20 protein-coding genes are annotated in these 18,899 nt (G+C 40.4%); 14 read left to right on the top strand and 6 right to left on the bottom strand.

What is annotated here, in order from left to right; genetic code table 11:
• Positions 1 to 43 precede the first annotated feature (43 nt).
• The 7 genes from ribBA (at position 44) to ACSHXM_RS11060 (ending at position 6,253) form a co-directional block, all read left to right on the top strand.
• Entirely contained in the window at positions 44 to 1,144 is a 1,101-nt protein-coding gene (ribBA, locus tag ACSHXM_RS11090) for a bifunctional 3,4-dihydroxy-2-butanone-4-phosphate synthase/GTP cyclohydrolase II (RefSeq protein ID WP_435688830.1), read from the top strand.
• 186 nt (positions 1,145 to 1,330) lie between these two features.
• Positions 1,331 to 1,807 (top strand): 6,7-dimethyl-8-ribityllumazine synthase, encoded by a 477-nt coding sequence (gene ribH / locus ACSHXM_RS11085; RefSeq protein WP_435688829.1) that lies wholly within the window; start codon positions 1,331 to 1,333, stop codon positions 1,805 to 1,807.
• Entirely contained in the window at positions 1,808 to 2,230 is a 423-nt protein-coding gene (gene nusB, locus ACSHXM_RS11080) for a transcription antitermination factor NusB (RefSeq protein WP_435688828.1), read from the top strand.
• A 67-nt stretch (positions 2,231 to 2,297) separates the two neighbouring features.
• Positions 2,298 to 3,275: a thiamine-phosphate kinase gene (thiL, locus tag ACSHXM_RS11075; RefSeq protein ID WP_435688827.1), complete on the top strand. Its 978-nt coding sequence runs from the start codon at positions 2,298 to 2,300 to the stop codon at positions 3,273 to 3,275.
• A 9-nt stretch (positions 3,276 to 3,284) separates the two neighbouring features.
• On the top strand, positions 3,285 to 3,767 hold the full coding sequence (locus ACSHXM_RS11070; protein WP_435688826.1) for a phosphatidylglycerophosphatase A family protein: 483 nt from the start codon (positions 3,285 to 3,287) through the stop codon (positions 3,765 to 3,767).
• A gap of 227 nt (positions 3,768 to 3,994) precedes the next feature.
• The gene (locus ACSHXM_RS11065) at positions 3,995 to 5,302 is read left to right on the top strand and encodes a gluconate:H+ symporter (RefSeq protein WP_435688825.1); all 1,308 of its coding nucleotides are present in this window, start codon (positions 3,995 to 3,997) and stop codon (positions 5,300 to 5,302) included.
• Between the two features lie 18 nt (positions 5,303 to 5,320).
• Positions 5,321 to 6,253: an alpha/beta hydrolase gene (locus tag ACSHXM_RS11060; RefSeq protein ID WP_435688824.1), complete on the top strand. Its 933-nt coding sequence runs from the start codon at positions 5,321 to 5,323 to the stop codon at positions 6,251 to 6,253.
• A gap of 3 nt (positions 6,254 to 6,256) precedes the next feature.
• On the opposite strand, the gene ACSHXM_RS11055 is transcribed toward ACSHXM_RS11060, so the two are convergent.
• Positions 6,257 to 6,721, bottom strand: coding sequence for an Lrp/AsnC family transcriptional regulator (locus ACSHXM_RS11055; protein WP_435688823.1), 465 nt, complete (start codon positions 6,719 to 6,721; stop codon positions 6,257 to 6,259).
• A 168-nt stretch (positions 6,722 to 6,889) separates the two neighbouring features.
• Here ACSHXM_RS11055 and leuA point away from each other — a divergent pair, with 168 nt between their 5' ends.
• Positions 6,890 to 8,575: a 2-isopropylmalate synthase gene (gene leuA / locus ACSHXM_RS11050; RefSeq protein ID WP_435688822.1), complete on the top strand. Its 1,686-nt coding sequence runs from the start codon at positions 6,890 to 6,892 to the stop codon at positions 8,573 to 8,575.
• Between the two features lie 580 nt (positions 8,576 to 9,155).
• Here the strand turns inward: leuA and ACSHXM_RS11045 are convergent.
• Both ACSHXM_RS11045 and ACSHXM_RS11040 read right to left on the bottom strand, forming a co-directional pair.
• Positions 9,156 to 10,052 carry a DMT family transporter gene (locus ACSHXM_RS11045; protein WP_435688821.1) on the bottom strand — a complete coding sequence of 299 codons (897 nt, stop codon included), beginning with the start codon at positions 10,050 to 10,052 and terminating at the stop codon, positions 9,156 to 9,158.
• 410 nt (positions 10,053 to 10,462) lie between these two features.
• On the bottom strand, positions 10,463 to 11,218 hold the full coding sequence (locus ACSHXM_RS11040) for a TrmH family RNA methyltransferase (RefSeq protein WP_435688820.1): 756 nt from the start codon (positions 11,216 to 11,218) through the stop codon (positions 10,463 to 10,465).
• A gap of 208 nt (positions 11,219 to 11,426) precedes the next feature.
• On the opposite strand from ACSHXM_RS11040, the gene rlmE reads away from it, so the two are divergent.
• Complete coding sequence (rlmE, locus tag ACSHXM_RS11035; protein WP_435688819.1) at positions 11,427 to 12,047, top strand: 23S rRNA (uridine(2552)-2'-O)-methyltransferase RlmE; 621 nt, start codon at positions 11,427 to 11,429, stop codon at positions 12,045 to 12,047.
• A gap of 85 nt (positions 12,048 to 12,132) precedes the next feature.
• On the opposite strand, the gene dxs is transcribed toward rlmE, so the two are convergent.
• The 3 genes from dxs to xseB are packed head-to-tail and all read right to left on the bottom strand — an operon-like array spanning position 12,133 to position 15,182.
• On the bottom strand, positions 12,133 to 13,995 hold the full coding sequence (gene dxs / locus ACSHXM_RS11030) for a 1-deoxy-D-xylulose-5-phosphate synthase (RefSeq protein ID WP_435688818.1): 1,863 nt from the start codon (positions 13,993 to 13,995) through the stop codon (positions 12,133 to 12,135).
• Positions 13,996 to 14,055: 60 nt separating this feature from the next.
• Complete coding sequence (gene ispA / locus ACSHXM_RS11025) at positions 14,056 to 14,940, bottom strand: (2E,6E)-farnesyl diphosphate synthase (protein ID WP_435688817.1); 885 nt, start codon at positions 14,938 to 14,940, stop codon at positions 14,056 to 14,058.
• Positions 14,937 to 15,182 carry an exodeoxyribonuclease VII small subunit gene (xseB, locus tag ACSHXM_RS11020; RefSeq protein ID WP_435688816.1) on the bottom strand — a complete coding sequence of 82 codons (246 nt, stop codon included), beginning with the start codon at positions 15,180 to 15,182 and terminating at the stop codon, positions 14,937 to 14,939. Before xseB ends, ispA begins: the two co-directional genes overlap by 4 nt.
• Before the next feature lie 269 nt (positions 15,183 to 15,451).
• On the opposite strand from xseB, the gene pomA reads away from it, so the two are divergent.
• The 5 genes from pomA to ACSHXM_RS10995 all read left to right on the top strand — a co-directional run.
• The gene (gene pomA / locus ACSHXM_RS11015) at positions 15,452 to 16,216 is read left to right on the top strand and encodes a flagellar motor protein PomA (protein WP_435688815.1); all 765 of its coding nucleotides are present in this window, start codon (positions 15,452 to 15,454) and stop codon (positions 16,214 to 16,216) included.
• 3 nt (positions 16,217 to 16,219) lie between these two features.
• Positions 16,220 to 17,152 carry a flagellar motor protein MotB gene (locus tag ACSHXM_RS11010; protein ID WP_435688814.1) on the top strand — a complete coding sequence of 311 codons (933 nt, stop codon included), beginning with the start codon at positions 16,220 to 16,222 and terminating at the stop codon, positions 17,150 to 17,152.
• 178 nt (positions 17,153 to 17,330) lie between these two features.
• Entirely contained in the window at positions 17,331 to 17,774 is a 444-nt protein-coding gene (locus ACSHXM_RS11005; protein WP_435688813.1) for an HvfA family oxazolone/thioamide-modified RiPP metallophore, read from the top strand.
• A gap of 100 nt (positions 17,775 to 17,874) precedes the next feature.
• Positions 17,875 to 18,723: an HvfB family MNIO-type RiPP peptide maturase gene (locus tag ACSHXM_RS11000; RefSeq protein WP_435688842.1), complete on the top strand. Its 849-nt coding sequence runs from the start codon at positions 17,875 to 17,877 to the stop codon at positions 18,721 to 18,723.
• Positions 18,723 to 18,899 (top strand): HvfC/BufC family peptide modification chaperone (locus tag ACSHXM_RS10995; protein WP_435688841.1); only part of this gene is annotated, 177 nt, incomplete at its 3' end. The genes ACSHXM_RS11000 and ACSHXM_RS10995, both read left to right, overlap by 1 nt.

The following is an 18,899-nucleotide window of genomic DNA, read 5'->3' as shown; positions in this document are numbered from 1 at the left end:
TAGTATTGCGCTGAAACAGAGCATCAAATAAGAATAGTGAACTATGTTATTAAATAGCAGTGAAGAAATAATTGAAGATATTCGCCAAGGAAAAATGGTGATTTTAATGGATGATGAAGATCGCGAAAACGAAGGCGATCTCATTATGGCTGCTGAACATGTGACGCCAGAAGCTATTAATTTTATGGTGACACATGCTAGAGGACTGGTCTGTTTACCTATGACAGCAGAGCGATGCCAAGCTTTGAATTTACCATTAATGGTAGATAATAATGGCGCTGCTTTTTCTACCAACTTCACTGTCTCAATTGAAGCCGCTGAAGGGGTTACCACGGGGATTTCTGCAGCAGATAGAGCCAAAACCGTATTGGCTGCAGTCGCCAAAGACGCCCAAGCGAAAGATATTGTTCAACCTGGGCATATATTTCCACTTATCGCCAAAGAAGGTGGCGTGTTAAACCGGGCAGGGCATACAGAAGCTGGAGTCGATTTACCACGATTAGCTGGGTGCGAACCAGCTTCGGTAATTGTAGAGATTTTAAATGAAGACGGAAGCATGGCCAGAAGGCCTGAGCTTGAACAATTTGCCATTAAACATGATTTAAAAATTGGCACCATTGCTGATTTAATTGAATACCGAAATTTAAACGAAACTACCATTCAAAAAGTCTCTACATGTAAATTGCCTACGGAGTTTGGCGAGTTTAATTTAGTGACATTTAAAGACGTGATTGATAATCAGGTTCACTTTGCTATGTGTAAAGGTGACATTAACGATGAAACGCCCACTTTGGTGAGAGTGCATTTACAAAACACCTTTAGTGATTTACTAGGCTCTCAACGCTCAATCTCTCGTAGTATGGGGTTGTCAGAAGCCATTAAATATATAGCCGAAAATAACGGTGTATTGGTATTACTTGGTAAAGACGAAGACTTGTTATCTCAAGTGAAAATGTTTGAATCCGAAGATAATGGTGAAAAACCGGTGACTGCTGCTTGGCAAGGTTCTTCACGAACTATAGGTGTAGGCAGTCAAATCTTGGCCAGTTTGGGTGTGAAAAAGATGCGCTTATTGAGCAAACCTAAAAAGTATCATGCTTTGTCAGGATATGGATTAGAAGTGGTAGAGTACGTAGAAATTTAATCTGACTATCCCTTTATTTTTGAAATTGCACGTTTGTTGGCTGCTCCCACTCGCCGCCGCCGCGCAGTTCCAATTATTTGGGATACCCGGGCTTTTTTTTCGTTAATCGTAAAGTGAAAATATCGCAATATTTTGAGTTCTGGTTGTGCTAAACTGCGCGCCGATTTTTCGAGTAAGGTTTTTTAGATGAATATTATTGAAGGTAACATCCGCGCTACAGGCAAAAAGTTCGCTCTTGTAGTTGCTCGATTTAACAGTTTTGTAGTTGAAAGCTTAGTTGAAGGTGCGATTGATGCATTGGAAAGACACGGTGAAGTGAATGAACAAGACATTACTTTAGTACGTGTGCCAGGTGCTTATGAGTTGCCAATTGCAGCTAAAAAACTAGCTGAAAAAAATAAATACGATGCCATCATTGCATTAGGCGCCGTTATTCGTGGTGGTACTCCACACTTTGATTTTGTTGCTGGAGAATGTAACAAAGGCCTAGCGCAGGTTTCTTTAGAATATGGTATCCCCGTTTCGTTTGGCGTGATCACTACAGACAGTATTGAACAAGCTATCGAACGCTCAGGTACAAAAGCTGGAAACAAAGGTGCCGAAGCAGCTGTTGGCGCACTAGAAATGGTTAATGTATTAGCCAATATTGAAGGGGCAGAGTAGGTGAAACCTAAAGCTCGCCGCCTAGCCAGAGAGTTAGCCGTTCAAGCGGTATATTCTTGGCAAATGACCAAAAACCCTGTTGAACAAATAGAGTTAAGTATTGTTACTAGTAATAATATGCAAAAAGTAGATAGTGAATACTTTTTGGAGCTACTACGTGCGGTCGTTAAAGATACTGCTGAACTTGATACCAAGATAAAACCTTATCTTGGGCGCCTTCCAGAGGAACTGGATCCAGTTGAAAACGCTATTTTGCGTATTGCTACATATGAATTAGTTGCCAGACTAGATGTACCATACAAAGTGGTGATAAACGAAGCCATAGAATTAGCAAAATCTTTTGGTGCAGACGAAAGTCATAAGTTTGTGAATGGTGTGCTTGATAAAGCCATCAAAACATTACGTAAAGACGAACTTCGTTAAGTGTGTATTGTCAGGTAAATGTGAATTTCCCTGACTATCGGTTTTGTTCATTTAGGTCATCGTCAAAGTGAAAGAATTTAATCTTATTGACCACTTTTTTAAAACAAAAAGTGGTCAACGTAAAGATGTCATCATAGGGATTGGTGACGACGCTGCGGTAACACACATCCCACAAGGCCAAGCCTTAGTCACCACTACAGATACTCTTTTAAGTGGTGTGCATTTTCTCCCTAATGCTAGTCCTCATGCGATTGCGCAAAAAGCGGTTGCAGTAAATTTAAGTGATTTAGCTGCAATGGGGGCAGAACCTGCTTGGATAAGTTTATCCTTAAGTACCCCTGAAGTAGACGAAGACTGGTTAACCGAGTTTTCAAGAGGTTTGCAAGATCAGATTGAATACTACTCAATTCAATTAATAGGTGGAGATACGGTACAGGGGCCATTGGCCATTACAATCACAGCTCAAGGGTTTGTGCCATACGACCAAGCTATAACCCGCTCAGGCGCTAAGCCTGGCGATTTAGTTTACGTCACTGGAACATTAGGTGATGCAGGCCTTGGTTTAGCTATCGCAAAAAATGAAATTGAACAAGCCACAAAAGAATCTTTGACCCAAATCAATCATGACTTTTTGCTTAAAAGGTTACATTACCCCACACCTAGGTTGTTAACCGGTACGCAGCTAAGACGCATTGCTAATGCCTGTATTGATTTATCCGATGGTCTTATTTCTGATATTCAGCATATTTTAAATATGTCTTCATGCGGTGCTACATTAAATTTAGAGAATTTACCCATATCTCCAGCGTTAGCGAATTCAGTAGACCAAGAAACTGCTATCAAATATGCATTGAGTGCCGGTGATGATTACGAATTATTGTTTACCGTGAGTGAAGAACAAAAAGGTAATTTAGAAACGACCTTGGCCAGCGCCAATATTCAGGTAACCTGTATTGGTTACTTAAATGGCAATGTTGGTAATTTAGAGTTAAAACTCAAAGAGCAGCCTTACCAAGCTGACATCAAAGGTTATCAACACTTTTAAAGGGTCCTAATGGATAAACAAATACGACAACGTGTGAGTATGTTTAACCCAGTGCACTTTTTAGCCTTGGGTTTTGGCAGCGGCTTAGCGCCCAAAGCGCCCGGCACGTTCGGTACGATTGCGGCTTTGCCTCTTGTTGTTTTGTTATCTTATTTTTCTAATTTTTCGGTTTACCTGTTCGTTACTCTACTCGTATGTATTTTAGGCATTTGGATATGTGATAAAACGGCAAAAGACATGCAAGTTCATGATGATTCTTCTATCGTTTGGGACGAGTTCGCAGGCATGTTGATTACTATGCTTGCCGTACCCTTAACTTGGCAAACATTAGTTGCTGGATTTGTATTATTTCGTTTGTTTGATATTTTAAAACCTTGGCCAATCAGCTATTTAGATAAATATGTACATGGCGGTTTTGGCATTATGATAGACGATATTTTAGCCGGTATATTTGCTCTTGCTTGCCTACATTTAGGTCTGTTTTTGCTCTAATTATTTAATCTGCTGTTCTCTTTTATTTCAACTAGTCTTGTTACACCTTATCTGACCAGAAATTATTCTCACTTATTCCATATACAAGTTAAACAAGCTTATGTATCTTGTTAATTTAATGTATAGAAATCGTTTTCATAGTTTTTTGACTAGTTCACCTTAGAAACAGGTTAAGTTTAAAAAACTAAGTAACGAGTGATAATAATAAAAGTACTTGGAGGTACTCAGTGGCAATTGTTTCAGTTGGTATAGCAATCCTCATTCTTGTCGTTTTGGTCACTTGGGCCAAACTCAATCCGTTTCTAGCGTTTCTTATTACCTCTATTGCGGCTGCCATTATGTTGGACGTGCCGTTAGAGACAATACCCAAAACCCTTGAGCAGGGTATTGGTGGCTTGTTGGGCTCATTGGCTGTCATTATTTGTTTGGGGGCTATGTTCGGGAAGCTGATTTCTGAAAGTGGCGCAGCTCAACAAATTAGTACAAGTTTAATGTCGTTATTTGGGGATAAATACATTACTTGGGCGCTGATGTTTACTGGCTTTATTGTGGGTATACCCCTATTTTACAACGTGGGTTTTGTGTTGTTAATTCCACTCGTGTTTTCTGTGGCTTACCAAACTAAATTCCCTGCTGTATATCTGGGGATCCCTCTGTTGGCAGCCTTATCTGTGACACACGGATTTTTACCTCCACACCCATCTCCTACTGCCTTGGTTCCTCAATTTGGAGCGGATTTAGGATTAACCTTAGTGTATGGCCTCATTGTCGCAATACCTACTATGGCCTTGGCGGGTCCCATATTCGCTAAAAGCTTGAAAAATATTGACAGCCAACCCTTAGAAACCTTTAAACCCATTACTATGGAGCAAAAAGATTTACCCAGTGCTTTTAATAGTTTTGTTACCAGTTTATTACCCGTAGTGCTCATTGCTGGTACCACCGCCTTACCTTATATTGCTGGTGAAGAGTCTTCCGCATTTATCCAGTTTATTGGTAACCCAATGGTCGTGATGATTATTGCCTTAGGAATAGCGACTTATACTTTGGGCTTGTCTCGAGGTATGAAAATCAACAAATTAATGGATGATTACAGTGACGCCATTAAAGATATTGCGGTGATTTTATTTGTTATTGCCGGAGCGGGGGCACTTAAACAGGTATTTGTTACCAGTGGCGTCAGCTCTGAAATTGGTGATGCGTTACAAAGTATTGATTTAAACCCGTTAATTTTAGCCTGGTTAATTGCCACCATTATTCGTATTTGTTTAGGTTCAGCGACAGTTGCAGGCTTAACCGCTGCAGGTATTGTGGCGCCCTTGGTGTTGACCACAGACGTAAACCCAAATCTTATGGTGCTCGCCATAGGGGCAGGTAGTTTAATGTGCTCTCATGTAAATGATTCGGGTTTTTGGATGTTTAAAGGTTATTTTAACTTGAGTCTAAAAGACACCTTTAAGTCATGGACTGTGATGGAAACAATCGTCGGTGTCGTTGGAATTATTTCTGTATTAATACTCGATCAATTTGTTTAAAGGTAAAGGACTATGTGTATGCGCCTTAAAGGTTTAACCCTGAGTTTTTGTTTTCTAATTATGACTAATATTTCTTATGTTAACGCAGGTAGCTCTTTTGCTGAGCTTGATTTGTATGCAGGGGCCATCCCTGGAGCAAAGAAAAGCAAAGACTTGGAATATAAGAGGGATAACCCTAACAAAAACGAATTTTTAGTGAATGTGACTTTTCCTGAGCTGACGGTTTATACACCGGCTCAAACAAAAGCTAATGGGACAGCCGTTATCATTGCTCCTGGCGGCGGATACAAAGGGGTATCTATAGATGCTGAAGGGGTGAAAGTAGCCAAACGTTTTAACCAAATCGGTGTGACGGCTTTTGTTCTTAAATACCGAATTCCCATGCTTGAAACCATGCAGGATAAAAGTGTGGGTCCATTGCAAGATATACAACAAGCTATTTATTTAGTGCGTAATCAAAGTCAAAGATGGGGTGTTGATCCTAATAAAATTGGTGTGATGGGGTTTTCTGCTGGTGGCCACTTAGCCTCATCTGCAGCTGTGCATTATAAAGATGCGGTTAACCCAGCACTTAAAGGTAAAAACCTACGGCCTGATTTTCAAATATTGGTTTACCCAGTCATCAGCTTTAAACAAGACGTGACCCACAAAGGTTCTCGATTACATTTAATTGGACCTGAGTTGTCACCTCAAATGATCTCTCATTACTCTAATGAACAACAAGTTGATGCCAATACACCACCTGCTTTCATTATTCATGCTCAAGATGATAAAGCGGTGCCAGTAGAAAATGCGCTGTTATATTATCAGGCACTACATCAACATAATGTACCTAGTCAGTTACTCGTAGTACCTACAGGAGGGCATGGTTTTGGCCTTCGAAATGACTACAATTGGTTTACGAATTTAAAAGAATGGATGGTAAACAGCCAAATATTAATTAACGATTAAGGCTTAGATAATAGGAAGGGCAGTGGTGTTAATGGGTGACTTCAATACAAAAGATGAATGCACACCACTAACACCTTCGATCGGGGTTAGTTTTTGCAATAGAAACTGTTGAAAATCTTCCATATCTTTCACTATTACTTTAAGTAAATAGTCTGCGGATTGCCCGGTAACTAAATGGCATTCTAATACTTCTGAATATTGTGCAATTGTTTTTTCAAAATGGCTAAATCGTTCGGGTGTGTGTTTGTCCATGCTTACTTGCATAAAACAAATGAGAGTTAGACCTAGTTTTCGCGCATCAAGTATGGCCGCATATCCTTCAATTAACCCCGATTCCTCCAACTGTTTAACCCTACGTAAACAGGGCGAAGGAGACAAATTAATGGCTTCGGCTAACTCCTGGTTAGAGAGTTTTCCTCGTTTTTGAATAATGTTCAAAATTTGTTTGTCGTATTGATCAAGTTTCATAGTTTTCATTTTTTAAGACAGGATATTTCACAATACTTTAATTCTTAGCAATAATGTTGTCCACTATTTATGATTTAGTTGTACTTTGGCAATTTATCTCTCGGGTAGATCCATTACTCTTTATGGGTACTTTTTAGATAACTTTTTTAGAGAATCCTGAGGCTTCAAATGATTACCGAACCAGCTCGCAAATACCAAGCGTTTAAAGGCGTGAAGTTAACCCAAAGACAATGGCCTAGTAATCAAATTAATAAGCCTCCAATTTGGATGAGCACAGATTTACGAGATGGAAATCAAGCCTTGATTGATCCCATGTCGATTGAAACCAAGTTGCGCTTTTTTAAACATTTAGTGTCTATAGGTTTTAAACAAATTGAAGTAGGGTTTCCATCAGCGTCTGAAACAGATTTTAACTTTGTACGGTTATTGATCGAAGAGAATCACATTCCAGAGGATGTCACCATTGAGGTCTTAACTCAGGCCAGATTCGAATTAATTGAGCGCACAGTTAAAAGCTTACGTGGCGCTAAACAAGCCATCTTGCATATGTACAACCCACTTGCACCAACCTTTCGCGAAATCGTTTATAAAACCGATAAGGCGGGTGTTAAACAAATTGCGACTCAAGGTACTCAGTGGGTGAAAGAGTTAACAGCTAATGCGCCAGAGGTGAAATGGACCTATCAATATTCACCAGAAGTGTTTTCTAGTACTGAGTTACGATTTGCCAAGGAAGTATGTGATGCGGTGGTCGAAGTGTGGAAACCAAGCCGAGATAACAAGATTATTATCAATTTACCGGCCACAGTGGAAATGAATACTCCCAATACATACGCTGACCAAATCGAGTGGATGCATATACACTTAAAACAACGTCAGCACATTATTTTAAGTGTGCACCCGCACAATGACCGAGGCACCGCGGTTGCTGCAGCCGAATTAGCATTAATGGCTGGTGCAGACAGAGTAGAAGGCTGCTTATTTGGAAACGGTGAACGCACAGGTAATGTAGATATTGTGACCTTAGCCATGAACATGTACACCCAAGGTGTTCATCCGGAGTTGGACTTTTCAAATATTGATGCAGTGCGCATGTTAGTGGAAGAATGTAACCAGTTACCTGTGCATCCTCGTCACCCTTATGCTGGTGAACTAGTCTTTACCGCCTTTTCCGGCTCCCATCAAGACGCCATTAAAAAAGGCTTTGCAGTACAAGAGCCAAATGAAATTTGGCAAGTGCCTTATTTGCCTATCGACCCCGCTGATTTAGGTAGAAGTTATGAATCCGTTGTCCGAGTTAACAGCCAATCAGGAAAAGGCGGTGTAGCCTTTTTATTGTCTCGCGAAGCTGGGTTGGAATTACCTCGAAAGCTACAAATTGAATTTAGTAAAGTTGTACAAAGGTTCAATGATCAAACTGGAAAAGAATCTTCTGCAGAGCAAATTATTGCTCTTTTTAAGCAAACTTATTTTGCTGTACAAGGTCCATATGAGTTAGCAGGTTGTGAAACTTATAGCCAAATTGATGGCCAACAAGGTATTAATTTACATATCAAAAATAAAGGCAACAGTGCCAATATTAAAGGTCAAGGAAATGGGCCGATAGACGCAGCTGCCGATGCCATACGAAATTGGTTAGGTAATACTATCGAAGTTGTGGACTACCACGAACATGCTATCGGCCAAGGCGCAAATAGTGCCGCAGTCTGTTATATAGAGTTAAAAGCCGAAGATGGTCACAGTTATTTTAGCGTGGCTCAAGATAGCAATATTATACGAGCTGCGGTGAAGGCGTTAGTGAATGGAGTTAATCGCAATTTGGCTACTATTGGAGAACGTAGTGATGTTGCATAAGCGTATGCGCTACGCTTATTTAAGCATGCGCTTCGCTTATTTAAGCATGCGCTTCGCGCACAGTCTTCCATGACTGAATTTCACCCTGCATCCATGCAGGGCGACACACTTCTTTTCAACAGCCAAAAGAAGTGCGCAAGAAAGCCCGCGCTCCAACTAAGTTATAATGCTTGCGCGACTTGTCTAACAAAGGTCGCAATGATTTGTTCCCTACAAGCATTGCTCAAATAACATCCATGTTATTTGTCCTTTGTTAGTCAGCGTTGCTCAGCGAACTTAGAGTCGCGTAAACACCAAAAGCATGTGCTACATACAAAGGATTCACTTTATTCACCGAAACTGGCCGCAGGTCTATGGTCGCAATGAATATTGGCGTGATTCAGGGAACCTTGAATTTGGGAATAGGGCACTTACAGTAAGGCTAGGTTTTCTCGAAAATCTGCATGCGACCGCCACGGGTGGCGGAAGGCAGAATAACGCAGGACGCAGTTATCGATATGCGGTGAACGAAGTGAATAAAAGTAAGCGAAGCTTACGCTTAGTGTGCGCAGCACATGCTTTGTAAGCGAAGCTTATGCTTCTAACTCCCTTCAACACGTAAAGCCCGTTTGGCCCTTTGACTTTGCTGTTGATACAAAGCTAGGCCAATAATAATGGCGCCAGCACCAATTAATACGTTGATTGTAATGACCTCATTATTGAGCCAATTGCCTAACAAAATGGCAAATACCGGCGTCATCATAGTGATTAATGACACTGTGCTGGTAGTCAATTTTTGCAACACATAAAAGTAGCAAATAAAACCAATTAATGAACCAAATACTCCTAAGTAAACTATGGACAATATAGATTTTGTACTCCATGTTTCGGTGGGTAACGTACCGTCCATGATCAACCAAGTAATGAAGTACAGTGGGGTAGCAATTAACATTGAACCAACCATAGTGGCAGCTGGGTGAATGTCTATTTTTACCGTTTTAATTAATACTGAACTGTAGCTAAAACTCAACACACCAAAAGCAATAAGTAACATGCCAATCCAAGCATTCTCAGCCACGTTGACTGAGTCTGAAAACACTATGATTAAACCTATGGCTGATATGCCAATAGCGATACTTTTATTCAGGCCCATCTTGGGTTCATCTAGTAACTTATAGGCTAATATTCCGGTTGTAATAGGAGACATGCCAAATGCTAAAGACATCATGCCTGTTGAGATATAGGCGGCGGCCAAATATGAAGCAAACATACCGCCGAATAGACCGATGGATGAAAAGGCATATAGTTTTAAAGCTTGGGCATCTAAGGGGAGTCTAACTCGCCATACTCGTAACAATACTGCACCTAAGACTAACGCTATCGCCATTCTAAGAAACCCTGCCATGCTGGGGTGAATTGACTCACTGCTCCAAGCTAGACCTAATGGGGTAGTTGACCAAACTAAAACAACGGTAAGGTAGGCGATGGCGACTTTCATTTTTATAACTCCTTTTTGTTTGTTAAAAATTGCTTGTTGAATTCAAATTCAATACCTGAAAAGTGAAGCAATTTAGTCGCGTTTTTATCTGTTTTGGAAGGGGAGAAAGATAAAAGCCGCAGACTAAATGCTGCGGCTTTTTGAAGTATTTATGTTTTCTACATCAAACCACAGCGCTATTGGCCATACAAACCACAGCAGGCCAGCGGACAATGACCGCCAGACAGTTCATAGGTTTAAGATTTAGATGTAGATTAATTTGTGTCATAGGATATTTTGTTACTTAGTCTTGTTTGTTTTTATTTATCTTTACGTTTTTTGTTTGTTTATTCACGCAGAGCAAAACTTGCCCGATTGCTAGTTAGATTACGTCATTAGAAAACAATGTCAACAGCCCCAGCCGCTAAATACTAAAGGGATAATTGATACACACAAATATTCACAGCACTGGCAACATTCAGCGAGTCAATTTCGCCTTTGCCTTCTATGGTGTAGGCCGTTGCATCAAAAGCCGATAACGCTTGATGAGGCACGCCTCGAGCTTCGTTGCCAAACAAGTAACAATCATAATTGGAGAAGGTTTGATCGCTAATTTTATCGCCCTGCAAATCTAAATATGCGAATTTTTTAAAACGTTTAGGTAAATCGGTTAATTTAACCCCTAGCTCTAAGGGGACATGAAAAATGGCTCCCATGCTGGACCGCACTACCTTAGGGTTAAAAGGGTCAACACTGTTATCGCTGAGTAATAATCGAAAATTTCCAAACCACGCTAAACTTCTTAAAATAGTACCCAAATTGCCAGGGTCTTGTATTTCATGAAGATAAATGGCCCGTTCGGTTTGCTGGTTTTCAGATTGTTTTTCTGTTTGGTTATCAGATGCTTGGGGCATAGGCACACAGGCGATAATACCCTGAGGTGTTTCGGTATTACTCATTTGCACCATTTGTTTTTGAGTAACGTTAACCAGAGTAAAGCTTGAATTTAACTGTTTGGTCCATTCTGCGTATTCGTCCGTGACATATAGGGTGGCGTTTTGCAGTTGGGATTGGTTTTTGGCTGCTTTATTTAATTCAAGTATCAGGTGTTCACCTTCTACTAGGTAGTATCCAAATTGAGTGCGGTATTTCTTTTGATGGAGTTTTTTCACGTCACTCAGTTTCATATCTACTTGCCTTGAATTTTAATGCTGACTGGAGTGTGGTGAATTAAGGTCATTCTGCTCAGTCAGGTTAATCACTATTTGATCTTAATAGACTAATTGTAACCTTTAAGTGCTGTTAAAAGAATCTTGTCAAAACAGATTTTGCAAATCTTCTGCATAGGCTTACAATATGCACCGTTTTAATCACCACTAATAATTTATTGAATTTATGGCACGCACAAAAACCAGTAAAAAATGGCTAGACGAACACGTTAGCGACCCTTATGTGAAAAAGGCACAAGCCGATGGTTATCGTTCGCGAGCCAGTTATAAGCTGTTAGAAATTAACGAAAAAGATAAGTTGTTTCGAGCTGGCAGCATTGTCATGGATTTAGGCTCTGCGCCTGGTGGTTGGTCGCAAGTTGTAAAGCCAATTGTGGGGGATACGGGGCGGGTGATAGCCTCTGATATTTTGCCTATGACACCGATTAACGATGTTGATTTTGTACAAGGTGATTTTACCGAAGAAGCGGTATACAACCAAATCTTGGATGTATTAGGCGGCGATAAAGTGGATTTAGTAGTATCAGATATGGCTCCTAACATGAGTGGTATAAATACTACGGATCAGTATTCTTCAATGTACCTTGTGGAGCTAGCCTTGGACATGGCCCGTAATGTGTTGAAACCTGGCGGGCAGTTTTGTGCAAAAGTATTCCAAGGAGTTGGTTACGAAGAATATGTAAAAGACGTACGTACGTCTTTTAATAAAGTTGTAGTGCGTAAACCTGATGCTTCTCGCCCGCGTTCACGAGAAGTTTATATAGTGGCCAAAGGTTTTAAAGCATAGTTTAACTAGCCCGATCTTGGGTTAACTAAACTTGGATTGACTAACCGAAGCTCAGGGCTCAGTTCAACAAAATTTCTGGCCAAGACTATGCCAAAAAAGCATTAACCTTGGCAAGGATCCCGGCACTGTCTAAGCCTAATTCTGCGTACATTTCTTGCTGAGTGCCTTGCATAATAAACTCATCAGGTAACCCGAGTTGAATCAATTTCGAGTTATGTGTGGAGCCAATTAAATACTCTGCTACGGCACTGCCTGCACCACCCACAATTGCGCCATCTTCTAAGCTGACAAATAAACTATGTTCACCTGCTAATTCATCGATGATAGCTGTGTCTAAAGGTTTAACAAAACGCATATCAATAACAGTGGCATCCAATTCTTCAGCTGCTTGCTGTGCGTATGGTAATAAAATACCAAAGTTGAGTATGGCGACTTTTTTACCTTGTCTAATTGTACGGCTTTTTCCTAATGGTATTTCTGTCATTTCTTGGGTTGGCGAGACGCCCGTTGCCGAACCTCTTGGGTATCTGACAGCAGCGGGTTTAGATAGCTTATGTCCTGTGTACAACATTTGACGACATTCGTTTTCATCAGCTGGCGCCATAATCACCATGTTAGGAATACAACGTAAAAATGGTATGTCAAACGCACCTTGGTGTGTTGGGCCATCGGCTCCTACTAGACCAGCTCTATCAATAGCAAATAGTACAGGGAGTTCTTGCAAAGCCACATCATGAATAAGTTGATCGTAGGCACGTTGTAAAAAGGTCGAATAAATCGCCACTATGGTATGCAGGCCTTCTTTGGCTAAACCTGCGGCAAAGGTCACTGCGTGTTGCTCTGCAATGGCCACATCAAAATATTGTTCAGGGTATTGCTGGGAAAATTTCACCATGCCCGAACCTTCACGCATGGCCGGCGTAACCGCCATTAACTTGGGATCTTGTTTGGCCATGTCGCATAACCAGTCACCAAAAACGGCTGAAAAAGTCGGGTTACTTGGCGGTGCTTTGGGCAGCCCTTGATCGGCTGGATTAAATTTAGGCACAGCGTGGAATTTAATCGGATCTTGCTCAGCTAGTTCGTAACCTTTACCTTTTTTGGTCACTACGTGCAGAATTTGAGGTCCTTTAATATTACGCATATTATTTAACGTATCGACTACACCGTTGACATCGTGTCCATCGATAGGGCCGATATATTTAAATCCGAGTTCTTCGAATATGGTGCCAGGTACAACCATACCTTTGATGTGCTCTTCTGCACGACTAGCAAACTCTTTAATAGGTGGGACATTGCTCAGTAATTTTTTACTGCCGTCTCGAATCGAATTAAAAAAGCTGCCGGTTAACAAACGTGCTAGGTGACTATTCAGTGCTCCAACGTTTTCAGAAATAGACATTTCGTTGTCATTTAAAATGACTAACATGTCTTTACTGATGTCGCCGCCGTGATTTAACGCTTCAAACGCCATACCAGCGGTCATCGCACCGTCTCCAATTACTGCAACCGTTTTGCGGCCTAAGCCTTCTTTATCGGCAGCAACAGCCATGCCCAATGCTGCACTAATTGACGTAGAAGAATGTCCTACGGCAAAGGTGTCGTATTCACTTTCTTTAGGCCATGGGAAAGGGTGTAATCCGCCTTTTTGACGAATGCTTTGCATACGTTCTCGTCTACCTGTCAGTATCTTATGGGGATAAGCTTGATGACCTACATCCCAGATTAGTCGGTCAAATGGGGTGTTATAGACATAATGTAAGGCGACAGTTAGTTCGACGGTACCTAAACCTGAGGCAAAATGACCACTACTTTGGCTAACACTGGTTAATAGATATTGGCGCAATTCTGAGGCTAGCTGTTGTAACTTATCTTTAGGCAAGTCTCTAAGTTGTTCTGGAGTATCGGCCAAAGCAAGTGTGGGGTAATGGGCTATATCTAGGGTCATTAAATGGTTTCTAATTCAAATTTTTTAATTCGTATTCATCTAGGATAATAGTTAAGTAACCTAGTATTTACGATGAATAACAAAGTCGGTAAAAGCTTCTAATAATTCGGTATTGTAAGGTAAAGTACGCAAAGCTTGAAGTGCTTGTTGATGAAGTTTATCAAGATAAGTTTGTGCTTGAGACAAACCTAACATAGCAGGATAGGTGCTTTTATTTTGTTCTTGGTCTGAGCCCTGCGGTTTACCTAGTGTTTCCGAGTCGCTAATTACATCCAAAATATCATCTTGAACCTGAAATGCTAAACCTATCGTTTTAGAAAATTTTATTAAATTAAGTTTATCTTCTGGTTTAATGTCTGGAGTTAAGGCAATGGCCATTTCAACACAAGCAATAATCAAGGCTCCGGTTTTTTTGCCGTGAAGTGATTCGAGTTGTTGCTGATTTATTTGTTTGTTTGTTGCAGCTAAGTCCATGGCTTGACCGCCACACATACCTTGGTAACCAGAGGCTTGACTCAAAATTTTGACTAATTCAATTCGCTTATTGTTCGCGCTCATTGAGTAGTCACATAATATTTCAAACGCTAATGTTTGTAGAGCATCACCGGCTAATATAGCCGTGGCTTCATCAAATTTAATGTGGCAGGTGGGGTGTCCTCTGCGTAAATCATCATCATCCATGGCGGGTAAATCATCATGAATAAGTGAATAAGCATGAATAGCTTCAATTGCCATAGCAGGCCCATGTAAATCTTCTGTGGATACCCCTAACATTTCGCCTGTCGCGTACACTAAAAACGGACGCATTCTTTTACCGCCAATTAGCAGCGCATATAACATGGCTTCTTTTAGCTTAATGGCATGATCAGGTAATACGTTGATCCGTTGAGTTAAATTTGAATCAACTCTGTTTTTAACGGTTTGCTGAAAGGTGTCTAAACTCACTGGTTGTTTGACTCAAAAACATCAAGTGTTTGTTGACTATTTTGGCTAGTCAATATTTGCACTTTTTGTTCAGCATCCTTCAATTGTTTTTGGCTATGTCTAGCAAGTTGAATACCGCGTTCAAAGTTTTTTAACGCATCTTCTAAAGGTAATTCACCTTGTTCCATTTTTGCTACTAATTGCTCTAACTCTTGCATGGATTGTTCAAAAGTTAATGATTCTGCTTTTTTTCGACTTGTCATTTTTATTCAGCCTTTTACCACTTGGCAGGCACCATACCTGAGCGAAAAAAGTCGGTCAAATAATTAATAGCATTGAACAACTTATTTATGCTGAATGGCACAATACTTATTTGCCGCTATAGAAATAATTTAGATTGTCGATATTATTAAAGTAAGCAATTCATTTGATTTGATTTTTTGTATATAGTCGGTTGATTATTTAGGCTTTCTGATGACTTAATCTAGAAAGCAATGCATAGTGATATGCAGTTTATATTTGGGAGCACAATGTGGATTTAGCAAGCATAATTGGAATTCTGGGCGCTATTGGCTTTGTTGTCATGGCTATGGTCCAGGGTGGTGATATAGGTATGTTTATTAACGTACCGTCTATATTAATTGTGTTCTGTGGTAGTTTATTTGTCGTTTTATCTCAATATACGTTAGGCCAGTTTTTTGGTGCCGGTAAAATAGCGGGTAAAGCGTTTATGTTTAAAGTGGACGCGCCAGAAATGTTGATCGAAAAAATTGTCGAAATGGCTGATGCAGCGCGAAAAGGCGGTTTTTTAGCTCTGGAAGAGGCTGAGATTGATAATGTATTTATGCAAAAAGGCGTAGATATGTTGGTAGATGGTCATGACGTAGATGTAGTTAAAGCGACCTTAAGTAAAGATATTTCTATGACAACCGAACGTCACGAATTTGGCGCAACCATCTTCAAAAATTTGGGTGACGTAGGCCCGGCCATGGGGATGATTGGTACCTTAGTCGGTTTGGTGGCAATGTTATCCAATATGGATGACCCTAAATCAATTGGTCCCGCAATGGCTGTAGCACTATTAACTACGCTCTATGGTGCGATGTTAGCTAATTTACTGGCTATTCCTATCGCTACTAAATTGGGTCATCGTTGTGAAGAAGAAAAATTAAGTCAAAGTTTAGTGCTAGACGGTATTGTAGGTATTGCTGATGGGCAGAACCCTAGAGTTATCGAAGGTATTTTGAAAAACTACATTGCTGCAAATAAACGTATTTCAACTGAAGAAGCCGAGTAACTGATGGCTGACGAAGAAGAATGTCCAAAATGTCCCCCCGAAGGTCTGCCCGCATGGATGGGAACCTTCGCAGATCTAATGTCATTATTGATGTGCTTTTTTGTATTGTTACTTTCTTTTTCAGAAATGGATGTGCTTAAGTTTAAACAAATTGCTGGTTCAATGAAGTTTGCATTTGGTGTACAAAACAAAATTGAAGTTAAAGATATACCTAAAGGTACCAGTGTTATCGCTATGGAATTTCGCCCTGGTCGTCCAGAACCTACGCCTATAGAAACCATTCAACAACAAACTACAGATATGACCCAAGAAATGCTTGAGTTTCAAGCGGGTAATGAAGACTCGGCTGGTGGTAGGCAAAAACAAAGAGGAGAGCAAAGAGGCGGTGCGGCGCAACAAACGGCATCTGAACAAACCACCTCTAGTCCAACGAGCGACAGTGCTAGCCAAGAAGAAGTGGCTGAACAAATGAAGAAAGTGGCCCAACAGTTAGAAAAAGAAATCATTGATGGGGCCATTGAAATGGAATCTTTAGGTCAACAAATTACCATTCGGATTAGAGAAAACGGATCATTTTCAGCAGGTTCAGCATTCTTACAGCCACAATTTGTCCCCATTTTACGTAAAATTGGCGTGTTGTTAGCTGAAATGCCTGGCGATATTGAAGTGTCTGGACACAGTGATAGCCAACAAATATCAAATGAGCTTTATCGATCCAATTGGGATTTGTCTTCACAACGTGCCGTGGCTGTAGCTGAAGAGTTAAGGCGAGCGCCAGATTTTAAAGAGAGCAGAATGTCGGTGGTGGGTAAAGCAGACACGGCTCCTTTAGAAGAAGGTACAACGTTACAAAATAGAAGTCGTAATAGGCGAGTGGAGATTTCTATCAATCAAGGTAAAGCTAAAATATCTGATCCTATCTCTGTATTGGAATAACCTGTTTTACTTAAGCGGGTTTTATCTGAGTGCGTTTTAACTACAAAACTCGTCGATTCGTCGGATAATTATTCGTTTTAATAAAATATTGAAATATTTTTGTAAAGGTTAAGGTCTTATGCCGTGAACTTACAAAAATAATCTTTTAAAAATTGACTCGTATTGAAGGATACCTGAGATGAAACAAATTAAAAAATCAACTATTGCTACAACTCTTGGTGCTGTTGTTATTGGCTCTTTAGCTTCGGTAAGTCTGCAGGCTAATGCCAGCCCATTTGGCGTTCAATCTTTAGAATCTGGTTATATGCAAGATGCTAAAGAAGGTAAGTGTGGTGAAGGTAAATGTGGTGGCAAAAAAGCCAAAAAAGAAGGTAAGTGCGGCGAAGGCAAATGTGGCGGAGACAAGAAAGCCAAAAAAGAAGGCAAGTGCGGCGAAGGTAAATGTGGCGGTGACAAAAAAGCCAAGAAAGAAGGCAAGTGCGGCGAAGGAAAATGTGGCGGTGACAAAAAAGCCAAGAAAGAAGGTAAGTGTGGCGAAGGCAAATGTGGCGGTGACAAAAAAGCCAAGAAAGAAGGTAAGTGCGGCGAAGGCAAATGTGGTGGCGATAAAAAAACTAAATAAGACCTAGGCTTCATTTAATATTAGCAAAAAATCTTAGTTTAAATCAGCCGACTACTTGTCGGCTTTTTTATGTATTAGTTCTTAATAGAGATAAATGGACATGACAACAAAGTACCTATCAGGCGTCGGTTTAGGTTTACGTCGAGAAATGATTGATGAGTTATTGCCTGATATTCCTTCGTCAGTAGATTTTTGGGAAGTCGCCCCCGAAAACTGGATCCCTCTAGGAGGTAAATTTCAAAAGAACTTACAACATTTCACCAAGATGAATAATTTTGTGGCTCATGGTTTATCTTTATCGATTGGTAGCCCTGATCCTCTCGACATTAACTTTGTAAAAGAAGTAAAAACGTTTTTAGACCAGCATGAAATTTTGTATTACAGCGAACACTTAAGTTACTGTTCTGGCAACGGACATATGTATGACCTAATGCCAATTCCTTTTACCGAGGAAGCCGTAAAATATGTGGTGCAAAGAGTTAAACAAGTCCAGGACATATTAGAACGCCCGCTAGTGTTAGAAAACGTCTCCTATTATGCCGCTCCAGGGCAGGAAATGAGTGAACAAGAGTTTACCCTTTCTGTACTCCAGGAGTCAGGTTGCTTAATGTTATTAGACGTTAATAACATTTACGTGAATTCTATTAACCATAACTACGATGCAGAAGCCTTTCTAGAAGCCATGCCGTCAAATAAAATAGTCTATGGACATATTGCAGGGCATTACGATGAAACAGACACGCTTAAGGTGGATACTCATGGTGCTGATGTAATTGAACCTGTATGGAAGCTATTAGAGAAAGCCTACCAAGTTCATGGTGTATTCCCGACACTATTAGAGCGTGACTTTAATATTCCACCGATAAACGAATTGTTGCTCGAAGTGGATAAAATTAAACAAATTCAGCAAAAGTTTTGTACTAAAAAATTAAAACAATATTCTGCCTAATGAAGACATTCCAACAAACCCAATCCGAATTTATCGCTCATATTAAAGATCCCGATGCTAATCCTTACATAGGGCAGATAGATGATGCTCGTTTAAACGTGTATCGAGAGCTATTTTTTAATAATGTACTTGGTTTTTTAAGCTCAGGATTTCGTGCCCATGACGTTGCAGCCCCC

This window comes from Paraglaciecola sp., from assembly GCF_051252315.1.
Lineage (GTDB): Bacteria > Pseudomonadota > Gammaproteobacteria > Enterobacterales > Alteromonadaceae > Paraglaciecola.
The sequence above is the reverse complement of the archived record's forward strand: the minus strand, read 5'-3'. Positions and strand labels throughout refer to the sequence as shown.

Bases quoted from the DNA above. Each gene is read 5' to 3' on its own strand.
- ACSHXM_RS11000 (WP_435688842.1), top strand. From the start codon at position 17,875: ATGACAACAAAGTACCTATCAGGCGTCGGTTTAGGTTTACGTCGAGAA.
- ACSHXM_RS11045 (WP_435688821.1), bottom strand. From the start codon at position 10,052: ATGAAAGTCGCCATCGCCTACCTTACCGTTGTTTTAGTTTGGTCAACT.
- rlmE (WP_435688819.1), top strand. From the start codon at position 11,427: ATGGCACGCACAAAAACCAGTAAAAAATGGCTAGACGAACACGTTAGC.
- leuA (WP_435688822.1), top strand. From the start codon at position 6,890: ATGATTACCGAACCAGCTCGCAAATACCAAGCGTTTAAAGGCGTGAAG.
- ACSHXM_RS11040 (WP_435688820.1), bottom strand. From the start codon at position 11,218: ATGAAACTGAGTGACGTGAAAAAACTCCATCAAAAGAAATACCGCACT.
- ribBA (WP_435688830.1), top strand. From the start codon at position 44: ATGTTATTAAATAGCAGTGAAGAAATAATTGAAGATATTCGCCAAGGA.
- ACSHXM_RS11060 (WP_435688824.1), top strand. From the start codon at position 5,321: ATGCGCCTTAAAGGTTTAACCCTGAGTTTTTGTTTTCTAATTATGACT.
- ACSHXM_RS11005 (WP_435688813.1), top strand. From the start codon at position 17,331: ATGAAACAAATTAAAAAATCAACTATTGCTACAACTCTTGGTGCTGTT.
- ribH (WP_435688829.1), top strand. From the start codon at position 1,331: ATGAATATTATTGAAGGTAACATCCGCGCTACAGGCAAAAAGTTCGCT.
- ACSHXM_RS11055 (WP_435688823.1), bottom strand. From the start codon at position 6,721: ATGAAACTTGATCAATACGACAAACAAATTTTGAACATTATTCAAAAA.
- ACSHXM_RS11070 (WP_435688826.1), top strand. From the start codon at position 3,285: ATGGATAAACAAATACGACAACGTGTGAGTATGTTTAACCCAGTGCAC.
- dxs (WP_435688818.1), bottom strand. From the start codon at position 13,995: ATGACCCTAGATATAGCCCATTACCCCACACTTGCTTTGGCCGATACT.
- xseB (WP_435688816.1), bottom strand. From the start codon at position 15,182: ATGACAAGTCGAAAAAAAGCAGAATCATTAACTTTTGAACAATCCATG.
- ACSHXM_RS11010 (WP_435688814.1), top strand. From the start codon at position 16,220: ATGGCTGACGAAGAAGAATGTCCAAAATGTCCCCCCGAAGGTCTGCCC.